We start from the raw sequence: 13,519 nt of genomic DNA on the forward strand, positions 1-13,519 counted from the left end.
AACCATCGTGTGCCTTCTTTTACTTCTCTACAACGTCGGTAGCGTTGGGTTAATTCTGCCTAATCCAGGTGAGGAATGATCTTAATCCGAGTACGGGGCATCGCTGTACACCGATTTTACTTCCCTTAAATAATATTATCTATTGCAACTTGGTATCACATGTGAACTTGTCGCTTTTTGCTGATGTTGACCGACCGAAAGATATGCCGATTTGGGAACAAGCCCTTGCAGGGGAGATGAGGGGGATGAGGAAGATAAGGTAATAAATGAGTCGGACTTTAGAACTGAATGGTACTTACTTAAGCAAAAATTGCTGCCCAGATCCCCGACTTCTTTAAAAAGTCGGGGATCTAAATCTAGCTTCAGTAAGATTCTGCTCCCCAGCCCGCATTAAATTCGTATCTTAAAACACCAGGGATTTCCTGAAGACACTATACATAACAAATGTTACTCTGGCCTAGTTGAAAACCAAGAAGCAGATAGCCTTGACCAGTATTGAATCTGCTTTGTATTTCTACACAATAGTCACAGTCATGGGCACAATATTTAAGTAGCTTGAAATATGAAAATCACTCGTATTCACCACAAGTTTGAAAAATTATGGTTAACCGTTTTGCTTCCGTGAGCACTGCTCTCACAGTTAAGGTAGTTGGAATAATCTGCATTTTGTCCTTTTTCGTTGACTTTTTGATTCTATTGTTACCTTTTCAACCTACTGATCGGGTATGGCAAATCAACTTGGCAACAGCGCTAGTTGATCGGGGAATTGTTCCTTTAGTAGGTTTAGGGCTTCTGTTTGCTGCCTATTGGATTGATAGTGCTGATACCACAAGCGATCGCCCCCAAGGTATCGATTTAAGATTTCCCGCCCTGATCCTATCAAGTATTTTAGGGTTGATGTTCTTGCTGATTTTTCCGCTGCACCTCAATAACGTCAATCAAGCTAAGACTCAAACACTCAACCGCATCACCCAAGAAGCAGATCAGGCAGAAAATCAACTGAACAATCGATTATCGCAATTGCAAGCACAACTGAATACTGACCAAGGAAAAGCTCAACTAGAGCAGCTGCGAAACCAAACCAAAGCTCAGTTTGGTGAAATCCTCAAAGATGAGCAAAAATATAAGCAAGCACTTGAAAGCCCTCAAATTCCCGCAAATATAAAAGATTTACTCAAGAAGGCTAAAACAGATCCCCAAGTACTTGACAAAGCTATCGAACAACAAACAGATCTTCAGACGCTGCGAAATCAACAACTGAGCCAAGTTCGCCAGCGCAGAGACGAAGCAGAGCAACAAGCTAAAGATGCTGCTTGGAAGTCTGGACTGCGGATTGGGATTAGCAGTTTGCTGTTGTCCATTGGTTATATTATCATCGGCTGGACAGGCTTAAGAGGTAGAGGTGCTTTACAAGGTGCTAAACCTAGAGCTACCGCCCGCTAATCCACATCAGTATGGCAGTAGGATCTATCCAATAATTGTTGACAGCCCATACTGCCATGCGCCTAATAGCTAATAACAATAAAAGGCAATTATCAATTAGTAAAATCGCTATAAAACTTGGGTAATGTTCTCAATTTACATACTGACATATAACGAAGAGCTAGATATTGCTGCTTGTATCGAATCGGCGATGCTATCGGATGACATCATTGTTGTGGATTCATGCAGTAGCGATCGCACTGTGGAAATCGCTAGTTGCTATCCCATCCGCGTTATCCAACACGCTTTTGAAAGCCACGGACGCCAACGCACCTGGATGTTAGAGTCTATCCCCCCGAAGCACGAATGGGTTTACATTCTCGAAGCTGATGAGCGCATGACACCAGAGCTTTTCGTGGAATGTGAAAAGGTAAGTCAGAATCTAGACTACATCGGTTACTACGTAGCTGAACGTGTCATGTTCATGAATCGTTGGATTCGTTACAGCACACAGTATCCCCGTTACCAAATGCGCCTCTTCCGCTACGGTAAAGTGTGGTTTACAGACTATGGTCATACTGAACGGGAAGTTTGTGAGGGTGCAACTAGCTTTTTAAAAGAAACATACCCTCATTACACTTGTAGCAAAGGCTTGAGCCGCTGGATTGAAAAACATAACCGTTATTCTACAGATGAAGCTCAAGAAACATTGTATCAACTAGAACAAGGGAAGGTTAACTGGCAAGATTTATTTTTTGGCAAATCGGAAATCGAGAAACGCCGTGCCCTAAAAGATTTGTCTTTGCGTTTACCCGCAAGGCCGTTGCTACGCTTTGTATATATGTATTTTATCTTAGGCGGATGTTTAGATGGAGGCGCTGGACTTGCTTGGTGTATATTGCAGGCATTCTACGAATACCTGATTTTGCTCAAAGTTTGGGAAATGAAGTATTTACCAAAACCTAATTTAGACGCAACAGCAATTCTGGCACAAGAGAGTACACAACAGGTGCAGTGCGCGGATTCTGAAACTACACAGGCTGATGCGGTGTAAAGGTGACTGGAGATTACAAGGCAGGACTTACGCACTGAAAACCTGAAACCTAGATCCCTCATAACCCACGCCACTTGACGCCAGTCCGCTCAAGTCGAGCCAGCCGCTTGCGGTAGTTCCCTCGCTAAAGGAGTGGCGTGGGAGACCCGCCCACGCAGCTGGCTTATGCACTTGGGGAGACCTCTGTAAGCGAGTGGCTCCCCTTAAAAAAGGGAAACCTTAAGAGCTAACTTTTATAAGGGGGTTGGGGGATGTCCTCTGCCTAAGTCTTAGAAGGATTACGCACTGCAACAGGACTTACGCACGGGTTATGAAAGAACGAACCACAGAGACACAGAGAAGCCAGTGCGTTGGGCGGGTTCCCCGACTTGAAGCAACTGGCGCGACAGGGAGGAATGAGAGTTTGAGAGGTTTTTTGCGTAAGTCCTATGCAATTTAAAGCAGCGATCGCCTACGGTAAGCGGGTACGCGATCGCAAAATCAGAATTTAGAAGTAGGAGCGCACAGGTAGCTGTGCACTCCTATCGCGTATTCCACCTAAACGAGAACCACCATCATAAATTAATATTTTTAACAGAATATTTTCATAAAAGCCACTCTGGCTCAAATGTGAGTGACTGACCAGATAAAATAATTCCTCAGTTTACCTGGTGATCCTTTCACAATCATGAGCAGCTTTTGATTGAGCGCGGTAGATTTGTAATACTTAAGGACTTGCAACAATCATTTACAAGTCTTACAAACAAAAGTAACATCCTCTGAGAATAACCAGTCGCCATCGGATTGGTTTATATCTATGTGTATGCTTGTAGGAAAATAGCTGATTTCCAGCAAGAAGTATGTGTTTTGGCGGTAGCAGCCAAGCTGCTAGCGTTTTGGAAAGTTACTTGTGGCAGAAGCTGCTTCAAGTAAAGCCTTTGTTATTTGACTAAGAAACTGACAAAAAATAAATTATCCAAAATTATTTGTACATTTGTAGGGGTGCAAGGCTTGTGCCCCTACGTTCGCGGAGCGTCCCGCAGGGATGGGATGTTTTTTTAACTGGAAGTCCCTAATATGCTGGTATGGATACCAATAAAAAAAGTTCCTCTAGCTTAAAACAGGAGAATCGGGGCTTGGTAATTGATCGCCTAAAACAGGACTTAAAAAACGACCTGATTGCTGGTTTGTTGGTAGTAATTCCGCTAGCAACCACTATCTGGCTGACAATTACCATTGCTACTTGGGTAATCAACTTCCTCACCCAAATTCCCAAACAGCTGAATCCCTTTGATGGCTTAAACCCAATTTTAGTAAATTTACTGAATTTATTAGTAGGATTGGCTGTACCCCTACTGAGTATCTTATTGATGGGCTTGATGGCTCGCAATATTGCTGGGCGGTGGTTGCTAGATTTTGGTGAGCGGTTATTACAGGCAATTCCTTTAGCGGGACAGGTATATAAAACCCTGAAGCAACTTTTAGAAACAATACTCAAAGATTCCAATGGCAAGTTTCGCCGGGTAATTTTGGTAGAGTATCCCCGCCGAGGAATTTGGGCGATCGCCTTTGTTACTGGTGTAATCAGCAGTGATATCCAAGCCCAGATGTCTCGCCCCGTGCTAAGTGTTTTTATCCCGACCACCCCGAATCCGACTACCGGATGGTACGCAGTCGTTCCTGAAGACGAGGTGGTGAACCTCTCCATGTCGATTGAAGACGCCTTTAAAATAGTTGTATCAGGTGGCATTGTCGCCCCCAATACGTCCTTGGTTTTCCCCAAAGAGTCCACACTGGAAGTTAAACACGACCAAATCAAGCAGCAGGTTATTCCCGTTGAAGAAACTTAAAATCAATCTGGCAAAGTCACAAGCAAATGCCTAATGTTGTTGTTGGACTGTGCCAAAATTGATAGGCTTGTAAGTTTGTCCTGCCTAGTTCATCAGTTCTCGCACAATCACCTCTCATTTTTATGCAACCTCGTAAACCCCAGCAAATTGCTCGTGAATTAGCGCTTTTAAGCCTTAGCCAATTGCCAGTTAACCCAAAGAAATTAGATAAATTGGCAGACGATCAACTAGTATCCAAGTTGGTGCTAGGAGCAGTACGCACCCTGACCTCAGAAGTACAAGATACCCTTGATAATGCCGCAGGTGAACTGCAACGCAGTAACGATCGCATCTTAAGTAGCCAAACTCGGGCCTCCGACCTCAATAGTGCTAGAACAATGCTTCAAGAGGCGATCGCCTGCACCCAGACAGCAATCAATCAGTTGGGTACAGCAGTTGATTTCCCAGAATTGATTCAGTTAGCTAATCAGGATAAGGGAGTCCGGAATTACGCTAAAGAGCTTGTGATTACCGTCAACGAAAATCGACACATTATAGATGAACTCCTTTCTAGTGCCTTAGTAGATTGGCAAGTAACTCGCCTCGCCCAAATTGACCGGGATATCTTACAAATTGCTGTGGCAGAAATGAAGTTCTTAGGAGTTCCAGATAGTATTGCGATCAACGAAGCTGTGGAGCTAGCCAAACGCTACAGTGGAGACGACGGTCATCGGTTTATTAACGGTGTTTTGCGCCGAGTCACTGAGCAGAAAAAAACAGCATAGTATTGCTACGTAATTCGTAATTCCTATACTGCCGTGGAGAAAAGTCTGTAGCCGCAGAAGCGGCTTCCTCCGAGATTCTCCCTACAGCCCTTCTCAAGACAGGAGACGCTCTTGCGTTCGGGCATCCTACGGCAGGCGCTAGCCTCTGGTAATGTGAGAAGGGAGCCACTCGCTCAGAGGGGTTTCTCCAAGTAGAGGAGCCAGGCGTGTGGGCGGATCTCCCGACTTGAGCGGACTGGCGTCAAGTGGCGTAAGACGCTGCACGAACGCAAGGAACCCTCTGTTGTACCGATTCTCCTCAAACTGGCGTTGAAAGGTAAGGATAACCCGGAAGTTTTCACCCCAAGAAAAAGTGCAAAGTTAAATTAAACTCATAACTTATAACTGATATAACTAATACTGCTGCAATGGTTTTTAATTGGTTCCGTCGTCAATATAACGATTCCTCTAACACTCCCTCTGATCAGAAACAGGAAGAAACTCCTGCTGTACAAGAACCCCAACCAGAGCCAGCCGAAACCTCAACACCAACTGCTGAAACTGCACCAGACACAACGGCAGACCTATTGGCGTTTGCTAAAGCTGCCTACAAAAATATTCAGCAAAAACAACAAGCTGAGGTAGTAGAAACCTCACCTGATTCAGCACAACCTGAAACCGCAGAAACGGCAATTGCGGAAATCACTGAACCAGAAGCAACTGAGGAACCTGTTAGTACAACTGTAGAAACTGCACAGCCAGAAGTTATCCAAGTAGCTACTGAGGAAGAAAGTACAGAAGATTCCTCAGTAGCAGCAATTCCTGAAGAGCCAGATGTCAAAAGCCCAGAAATAAAGGCAAGTGAAGTTGAACCAACGCCCAGCGAACCATTAGCTACGCCAGACGCAACACAGCCAACAGCACCAGCTACCTTATCCTTCTTAGAACGGGCGGCGGCAGAACGGCAAGCCAAGCTGGAACAACTAATAGCCACCGCCATTGAAGTTTCAGAACCGGAGGTAGTACAACCAGTAGCTGCAACCTCAGAGACAGGAGAGGAAATTCCTGGACTGGTATTTGATGATGGGTTTGTCTGGTCAGCGAAAGTCCTAGCAGCTCAAGGTAGAAGTCCAGAAGACGTTTCTATTGAAGAAATTACCTGGCTAAAAAAGCTCCGGCAAGGCTTAGACAAAACTCGTCGTAGCATCCTCAACCAACTAAAGGCAATCGTTGGTCAAGGGCCGCTAAACCTTGCTGCTGTGACAGAAATTGAGGCATTGCTCCTGCAAGCTGATGTGGGTGTAGAGGCGACAGACTTTATTATCAATGCCCTACAGAAAAAACTTCGAGAAGAAGTCACCGCACCTGAAGAAGCGATCGCTTACCTGAAAAAAATCCTCCGGGATATGCTGGATGCACCGAGCAAGGTATCCCATAAAACTATCTTTACCTTAGAAAAAGAAACCCTAAACATTTGGTTAATCACTGGGGTGAATGGTGCCGGTAAAACCACTACTATCGGCAAAATTGCCCACTTGGGACAAAAATCTGGTTATAAATGCTTGATTGGGGCAGCAGACACCTTCCGCGCCGCTGCTGTGGAACAGGTCAAGGTTTGGGGTAGTAGAAGTGGTGTAGAAGTAATTGCCAATCCTGGGAAAAATACAGATCCGGCAGCAGTTGTATTTGATGCGATCGCTGCCGCCCAAGCGCGTCAAACAGAATTACTTTTGGTAGATACAGCTGGGCGATTGCAAAACAAGAAAAATTTAATGGACGAACTCAGCAAAATCCGGCGAATTATCGACAAAAAAGCCCCAAATGCCAAAGTAGAATCTCTGTTGGTTTTAGATGCTACTTTAGGTCAAAATGGACTGCGGCAAGCCGAAGTATTCTCCCAAGCTGCCCAACTAAGTGGCGTTGTCTTAACCAAACTGGACGGCACCGCCAAAGGCGGTGTTGCCCTTGCCGTTGTGCAGCAGCTAGGTTTACCCATTCGCTTTATTGGTGCTGGCGAAGGAATTGAAGACCTGCGCCCCTTTTCTAGCTATGAGTTTGTCGAAGCTCTCTTGAGTGGCTAGTTGAAAAATTTATAGTTAAAAATTTTTCTTGACAAACTGATAAATTTAGGGATGACTGATCTGGTATTATCACTTGAACTAATTAGAAACAAAATACTGGAAACAGCTCAAGTCCTAAAATCATGAGTTTGCCACAATAGATGGGTGATGTTTTGCTAAAATTTCAAGCTAATGCCCTTTTTTCACGCCCTGAATGGGCTTTTTAAATGTAGCAGCGGGCATTTATTTGCGACACATAAAAGCCCGTAATATTTGCATCTTGCAGCAATTTAAAGAGTAGTCGAGACGCTTACCCCTACAAATACAACTATTGTGGGATGGACAGCAGTGTTAGCGATGAGTAGTGCGTTGTGGAGCCAGCGCAGGTGAGTCCAGCACTGAGGCAGGGTTTTCCTCCGCAAGTGACTGGTATTGGCTATGGCGACTTAAAGCAACCGCGTTAGCGAGTCGAAAGAGGTGCATGCTGCACGTAACTTACTTAAGAGTAGGAGTACGAGTGTCAGCTGTTTGCCCAGCGCTGACCTCAGGAAAAGGACGGCTTCCGACCATCAAAACTTCGGAGAATCGTCCACTGTGGACTCAAAAAGCGAATTGGTGTAAGTAAGCTGGTTCAACACTCCCAGGTGCATTCTCAGATATTATTTGCGAAAGTATCCACAAATATTTTTTGTAGTAAATCGAGAGGTTTAAACTCTGATAGTTAAATGACAACACTCTTTCTGGCTTTTGACTTAAAGTTCTTGGAGGAGATTTTTCTAGATTTAGTGTCATCTCTTCTATTCATATCTTACACTTATCAAATGACTCCCACCTAAAATCAATTACAGGCTAATCCTTTAAGTCTGTTCCCGCTGACTCGAAAGATTAAGTTATCTCACTTTTATCCTGTTTCAATGGGTTTAATTTTTGTGTATTGAGCAAGTCAAAATTTGCAAAACGATAAATTCAAAATGAAAAAGCTCAATATTGGCGATTATTCCGGCAATTATGGGATAGAAATTAAGTATTTGAAGACTTATTTACATATTCTCAGGTTTGGGAATGAATGTAAGTCTGTTTTTTCCCAAACCAAGCTCGATTTTAGCGCTTATAGAGGTTTTCACTAAAAAGACTTCTAGTCTCCTACTTGTCTCTACCCAAATAGTGACTCTGAAAACGTTATAAATTATTCTTTGAATAAAGTATTTTTATTACTTTAGAGATATGCTTTGGGAATTAAGTTATGAAAAAATGGAAAACTTTCTTAATATCACGGAAACTAGTAATTTTTACGGGTTGGGTTTTGACTAAAAATACATGATTTTAAATTACTAATTATTACATCAAAAATATAATAAGCAAATAAAATACTGATAAAAGTTGCCTGTTACGTCTTTATACTCTTGCTAAAGTGACAAGTCTTGTCTAAATATGGTTTAGCAATGCCAAAGCCAAAAGATTTATAAGTAATCTAAAATCTGCCAATATAAAGTGCAATAGTACCTGTGCCTGTGTCTCAACTGCCCTCTCAACCCACTGACAACAATAGTAGTACCGCGACAGATGTCACACCAGTCGTGGCACTCAAAGAACTCGTGGCAAGGTTACACCGGGAACAGAACAAAATTCAAGATTTGCTAAGTTCTTTAGGATTTGCCCTGAGAAGTTTCAATAATTTGAATCAGTTTTTGGAACTGATCCCGCTGATGGCAACAAGAGTGACAGATGCAGACGGTAGCGCCTTGTTCCTCTACAAACCTAATGGTCAAGTCAGGTTAGAGCAGTTACATTGGCAAGATAGTCGTCAGCGAAAAAATATCCGCAAAGCGCTAGAAATAGCCAGCAGTCAAATCACGCTTATGCCCAATACTGCCCCTCTAGCGAATGCCACGGGGATTTTGGATGACCAGATGCATCGCTATTTGGGGCCAGATGTGCAAATCTTTGGTACGGCGATTCTGGTGAAGCATACAGAACGGGGATGGCTCTATGTCTTGAGCCGCGATCCAGAATATAGTTGGACAGAAACTAGGCAAAAGTTAGTTAGGTTAGTGGCAGACCAAACAGCAGTAGCGATTGAAAACGATGAACTAGCTGTAGAATTAAGAAAAAAAGAACGCCTAGACCAAGAACTAGAAATTGGCGCAGAAATTCAACGGCGACTTCTGCCACGTCAATGCCCCATAATCCCTGGTGCTGTCCTGGCGGCACGTTGTAAACCTGCCAATCGCGTTGGCGGAGACTACTACGACTTTATTGCTACCAATCACAATAAGATTCAGCCCAAGACCAAAGGCAGCACGGAAACTAGTCGTTGGGGTTTAGTTATTGGAGATGTCATGGGCAAAGGTGTCCCCGCTGGGCTGATTATGACGATGATGCGGGGAATGCTACGCGGAGAAGTGCTACATGGTAATTCCCCAGCAGGAATTCTGCAAAACTTAAATAGAGTTATGTATGCAGATTTGGACAATTCCCAGCGTTTTGTAACGCTATTTTACTCAGAATATAATCCCCATACCCGAATTTTATCTTATAGTAATGCGGCACATAATCCTCCCTTGTGGTGGCACGCAGCCACGAAAACTGTCAGCCGTTTAGATACTTTAGGAATGTTAATCGGTTTGGATGCTAACAGCCAATATGAAGATGCCCAGGCACAGTTAGAGCCTGGGGATACAATTATTTACTATACAGATGGCTTGACCGATGCCGCTGCTGCTGGTGGCGATCGCTTCGACGAAGACAACTTTGTCACTGGCTTCAATACGGCTTGCAAGTACTGCAATGGGCCACAGGAGATTGTGGATTACTTATTTGACCAAGTTCAGCAATTCATTGGTGCTGATAAACAAAACACTGATGATATGACACTAGTTGTTCTGCAAATTTTATAGTCATTTACCCATAATAAAACTATCCCACCCGCACTGGGGCGCACTTTCACGCCACTTGCTTCTCCCTACAGCCCTTTTCAAGACAGGAGACGCTCTTGCGTTCGGGCATCTTACGGCAGGCACTAGCCTCTGGCAATGTGAGAAGGGCATTGCCTTGCCCAACACAGTGGCTACTCTTGCCACCCCCACCAAATCTATGATTTGGTAGCCAACTTTCGTAGTTGCGTGTCTGAATCCCTCACTGATAGCCAGCGGTAGCAAGTCCCTTGGCGTCTTGATTCTGATTCCTAGATTCTAAATAGATAAATTCTTCTTCAATTATTTTTTCTTCGACTTTCTGTAGCGATCGCCCAAATGGCCGCACATCAACCTTTTTTAGTGAATCGTTTGTGTTTAGCCTTTAGAATAATACATAAAAAATGATCCTTAGAATACTTTTCTGTTCAAGTAAAAACTATATATTTTGCACATCTAGCACAGTAGGAAACGCCGAGGGGGAGACCAGGTAAAAGGTAAAATGTACAAGGTAAAAAGTAAAAGGTAAATTTACTTCTTCATTTTTGCTTTCTTTCTATCCTTGTGACGCAAGCATTTGGCCTGCTCCGTTTTGGCGTTTTTATTTTTCTTTTCTCCGCCGTAGCAAGTTCACAACAGCAACGACGGAGTTTTGCTTTATTTATTTCTCAGGTCTAGACTTGTTTGTTGTCAAGTTCCTTAGTATTTAAGTTGATAACCTTCATTTAATGATTTGTCAAGATATTTCTAAAAATATTTTAAATTCAGAATTCAGATGGCTATTCTTGCGCCCCAGCTTTTTGTAGACTCCGCACCACATTCTTATAACCATTAAATTCTGCAATCATCAAAGCAGTATAACCACCACTGTTTTTCAAATTCACATCTGCCCCAGCTTGGAGTAATACCTGCACTATTTCGTCATAACCTGCTGAGGCAGCCCACATCAAAGATGTTGCCCTCGCTGAGTCTTGAAAATTCACATCTGCCCCCTTTGCCAGCAGCAAATGTATAATCTCTGTGTGCTTGCGTTCGGTTGCCTTGATCAAAGCAGTTTTGCCATCATCTCCCAGTGTCTTGGCATCAGCACCATAGTCTAGCAACACTTTCACTGTTTGGGTGTGTCCTTGTGATGCAGCCAACGTCAAAGGTAGTTCACCAAGATTTTTATCATTAATATCTCCCCCAGAACGCAGCAGTGCCTGGACAATTTGGCTATGTCCCTGCAATGCTGCTACAAGCAGTGGCGTATCACCCAGGTGGTTCCTAATTTGAGCATCTGCACCCCTGTTAAGTAACACTTGTACGACATCAATGTAGCCTTCCACAACGGCAAGGTGTAGGGCAGTTTCACCATCTTGATCTTGGAGATTAATCTCGGCACCTCGATTTAGTAAAGCTGCTACGATCGCACTGTGTCCTGCTGCTGCTGCTGCCGATAGGGCAATTCCACCATTAGCGTTTTTCACATTCACATCAGCCCCTGCTGCTAGCAGTGCTTCCACAATCTCCAGATGTCCCAAGTCTGCCGCTAATGTTAAGAGTGTCTCACCCTCCTCATCTTGGATATTGACATCGGCACCAGTTTGGAGAATTGCTTCTATAACTTCTATTTGTCCCTGCTTAACGGCGAGTTTCAAGGCAGTATCATCATCTTTATCTGCGATATTCACCTTCGCACCAGCAGCCAATAAGACTCGCACTATATCTACATGGCCTTTGAGTACTGCTGCCATTAAAGCTGTGCTGCCATCTTCATTAGTGGCATTTACATCAGCATCTTTGGATAGTAAAAGCTGCACAATGTCAAACTGTTTGGCACTAGCTGCCAACATCAAAGCTGTCAAACCATAGAGTTTTCTTTTCAAGTTGATATTTGCCCTAGCATCCAGCAGCGATCGCACAATTTCGGTATAGCCTAAATTGGCAGCAAACATTAACGCCGTCGTGCCTTGGCGATCGCACGTGTCCACCAAGGCACCAGCACCTAGTAGCGCACATAGCCCCTTAATATCACCACTTTTAGCAGCTTTCAGCAGCAAAGTATCGTTGTTTTCAGTCATGGATGAGATCCCACACAGGGGGTTTGTTCGTCTACCCTTAAAATTCAGTCTGAGATTGATTATCCACTTTGGCAAGAGGGTGAAGCAAAATAGTAGGAAAGATGGGAGAACAGAATTTTCCTTATTCTCTTTTACTCTGTGCAGCTTTAACCACAGAAACTAGAGTTATGCTAATTTTTATGAAGATTTAATAATTAGGCGAGAACACGATGAGTCTGCAACTTACTCCATCAATTAAATATTGGCTGAACTTCATTCATCCGGTGCTCATGTGGGCACTATTAGCACTCTCAATTTATGCTGCCTACTTGGGGCTGCAAGTACAGCATACCAGAAATGCTAAGGGGGAAGAAAAGAAAGAACTGATTAAAGGTAGATATAATGTCAGACACTACCAAATCGGGTCTATACTCCTAGCTTTGATGGTGGCAGGTGCGATCGCTGCTATGGCTGTCACTTACATCAATAATGGTAAGTTATTTTTCGGGTCTCACCTACTAGCAGGACTGGGTATGATGAGTTTGATTGCATTTTCTGCTGCTTTGTCTCCTTATATGCAGAAAGGGGCAAATTGGGCGCGTGCAACTCACATTTTGTTGAATTCTATCCTTTTGGGACTTTTTGCTTGGCAGGCTGTTACTGGCGTGCAAATTGTCCAAAGAATTCTGACTCAAGCATAGTTAAGTAGTAGTTTGTCATTTGTCACTAATTTTTGACAAATGACAAAAAATAACTGTTGAATCACAGCTTTTGCTTAGAATTAGCAGCAAAAGGTATTTCCAAAGATTTATGAAAATCTTCCTGAACTTTGCGAGTTAAGCGGCGAGAGACTTGGCGGACGATTTGGTTAAGTAAGCGATCGCCTGTAGATTGAATTATAGACTTGGGTAATCGCTGAATAAACCTGGGAAAGTGCAAATTAACCATTAAATCCAATTCCCATTCAACTCTGGTAACCTCACCGATGTTAGTGGAAGCATCGTTTTCTATTAATTGTAGAGATGCCCGATAGTCTACGTCATAGCCAGGCGGTTGGTAGTCAGGAATGGGGATTGTACGGATGCGGTAAATACTTTCGTCTGGGGGCAACAATTCCAAACCAATTTTCGGTTCTACTTCATAACCAAAAGCACCAAAACGACCAATTACTAAAGCATAGCCATTTTCCCCAAGTGATTCCACCTTCATGGGTTCAGCGCAACGACAAAACCATGAGGCGTGAGCATTGAGATACTCAGCAACCTTCTCTACTGGGGCAGGCATTTCCATAAAATCTTGATAATGACCGGACAATTTTGTGAGCGTCGCTACATCTGCTTCTGTTAATGTGTCCTCGGCTTCTTGTTGGCTGGACGCTACAGGTAAAACTGCTTCTGTTATTTCCCAGGATTTATATTCGCCTTTTGTTGAAAGCATAAATGCATTACTGTATATTT

Annotated in this window: 10 protein-coding genes; 7 read left to right on the top strand and 3 right to left on the bottom strand. The window is 43.5% G+C overall.

Annotated elements, in window-relative coordinates; all coding sequences use genetic code 11:
* Positions 1-600 precede the first annotated feature (600 nt).
* The 6 genes from V7K40_RS08615 (at position 601) to V7K40_RS08640 (ending at position 10,005) form a co-directional block, all read left to right on the top strand.
* Positions 601-1,443: an HpsJ family protein gene (locus tag V7K40_RS08615; RefSeq protein ID WP_334958605.1), complete on the top strand. Its 843-nt coding sequence runs from the start codon at positions 601-603 to the stop codon at positions 1,441-1,443.
* A 124-nt stretch (positions 1,444-1,567) separates the two neighbouring features.
* The gene (locus V7K40_RS08620; protein ID WP_334958607.1) at positions 1,568-2,476 is read left to right on the top strand and encodes a glycosyltransferase family 2 protein; all 909 of its coding nucleotides are present in this window, start codon (positions 1,568-1,570) and stop codon (positions 2,474-2,476) included.
* Between the two features lie 1,064 nt (positions 2,477-3,540).
* On the top strand, positions 3,541-4,305 hold the full coding sequence (locus tag V7K40_RS08625; RefSeq protein WP_334958609.1) for a DUF502 domain-containing protein: 765 nt from the start codon (positions 3,541-3,543) through the stop codon (positions 4,303-4,305).
* A 122-nt stretch (positions 4,306-4,427) separates the two neighbouring features.
* Positions 4,428-5,069 (top strand): transcription antitermination factor NusB, encoded by a 642-nt coding sequence (gene nusB, locus V7K40_RS08630; protein WP_334724298.1) that lies wholly within the window; start codon positions 4,428-4,430, stop codon positions 5,067-5,069.
* A gap of 407 nt (positions 5,070-5,476) precedes the next feature.
* Positions 5,477-7,129: a signal recognition particle-docking protein FtsY gene (gene ftsY / locus V7K40_RS08635; RefSeq protein ID WP_334958611.1), complete on the top strand. Its 1,653-nt coding sequence runs from the start codon at positions 5,477-5,479 to the stop codon at positions 7,127-7,129.
* Between the two features lie 1,484 nt (positions 7,130-8,613).
* Positions 8,614-10,005, top strand: coding sequence for a PP2C family protein-serine/threonine phosphatase (locus V7K40_RS08640; protein WP_334958613.1), 1,392 nt, complete (start codon positions 8,614-8,616; stop codon positions 10,003-10,005).
* A 238-nt stretch (positions 10,006-10,243) separates the two neighbouring features.
* On the opposite strand, the gene V7K40_RS08645 is transcribed toward V7K40_RS08640, so the two are convergent.
* Both V7K40_RS08645 and V7K40_RS08650 read right to left on the bottom strand, forming a co-directional pair.
* Positions 10,244-10,369 (bottom strand): hypothetical protein, encoded by a 126-nt coding sequence (locus V7K40_RS08645; protein WP_334958615.1) that lies wholly within the window; start codon positions 10,367-10,369, stop codon positions 10,244-10,246.
* A gap of 430 nt (positions 10,370-10,799) precedes the next feature.
* Positions 10,800-12,083, bottom strand: a complete 1,284-nt coding sequence (locus tag V7K40_RS08650; RefSeq protein ID WP_334958617.1) for an ankyrin repeat domain-containing protein — start codon at positions 12,081-12,083, stop codon at positions 10,800-10,802.
* Positions 12,084-12,292: 209 nt separating this feature from the next.
* Here V7K40_RS08650 and V7K40_RS08655 point away from each other — a divergent pair, with 209 nt between their 5' ends.
* Entirely contained in the window at positions 12,293-12,763 is a 471-nt protein-coding gene (locus tag V7K40_RS08655; RefSeq protein ID WP_273766424.1) for a DUF4079 domain-containing protein, read from the top strand.
* A gap of 61 nt (positions 12,764-12,824) precedes the next feature.
* Here V7K40_RS08655 and V7K40_RS08660 read toward each other — a convergent pair whose 3' ends face one another.
* Complete coding sequence (locus V7K40_RS08660) at positions 12,825-13,499, bottom strand: DUF1997 domain-containing protein (protein ID WP_334958620.1); 675 nt, start codon at positions 13,497-13,499, stop codon at positions 12,825-12,827.
* Between the last annotated feature and the right edge of the window lie 20 nt (positions 13,500-13,519).

The organism is Nostoc sp., from assembly GCF_036917195.1.
Lineage (GTDB): Bacteria > Cyanobacteriota > Cyanobacteriia > Cyanobacteriales > Nostocaceae > Nostoc.

Excerpts from the sequence above, each read along its gene's own strand:
- V7K40_RS08615 (WP_334958605.1), top strand. The coding sequence starts at position 601 with ATGGTTAACCGTTTTGCTTCCGTGAGCACTGCTCTCACAGTTAAGGTA.
- V7K40_RS08620 (WP_334958607.1), top strand. The coding sequence starts at position 1,568 with ATGTTCTCAATTTACATACTGACATATAACGAAGAGCTAGATATTGCT.
- V7K40_RS08625 (WP_334958609.1), top strand. The coding sequence starts at position 3,541 with ATGGATACCAATAAAAAAAGTTCCTCTAGCTTAAAACAGGAGAATCGG.
- nusB (WP_334724298.1), top strand. The coding sequence starts at position 4,428 with ATGCAACCTCGTAAACCCCAGCAAATTGCTCGTGAATTAGCGCTTTTA.
- ftsY (WP_334958611.1), top strand. The coding sequence starts at position 5,477 with ATGGTTTTTAATTGGTTCCGTCGTCAATATAACGATTCCTCTAACACT.
- V7K40_RS08650 (WP_334958617.1), bottom strand. The coding sequence starts at position 12,083 with ATGACTGAAAACAACGATACTTTGCTGCTGAAAGCTGCTAAAAGTGGT.
- V7K40_RS08655 (WP_273766424.1), top strand. The coding sequence starts at position 12,293 with ATGAGTCTGCAACTTACTCCATCAATTAAATATTGGCTGAACTTCATT.
- V7K40_RS08660 (WP_334958620.1), bottom strand. The coding sequence starts at position 13,499 with ATGCTTTCAACAAAAGGCGAATATAAATCCTGGGAAATAACAGAAGCA.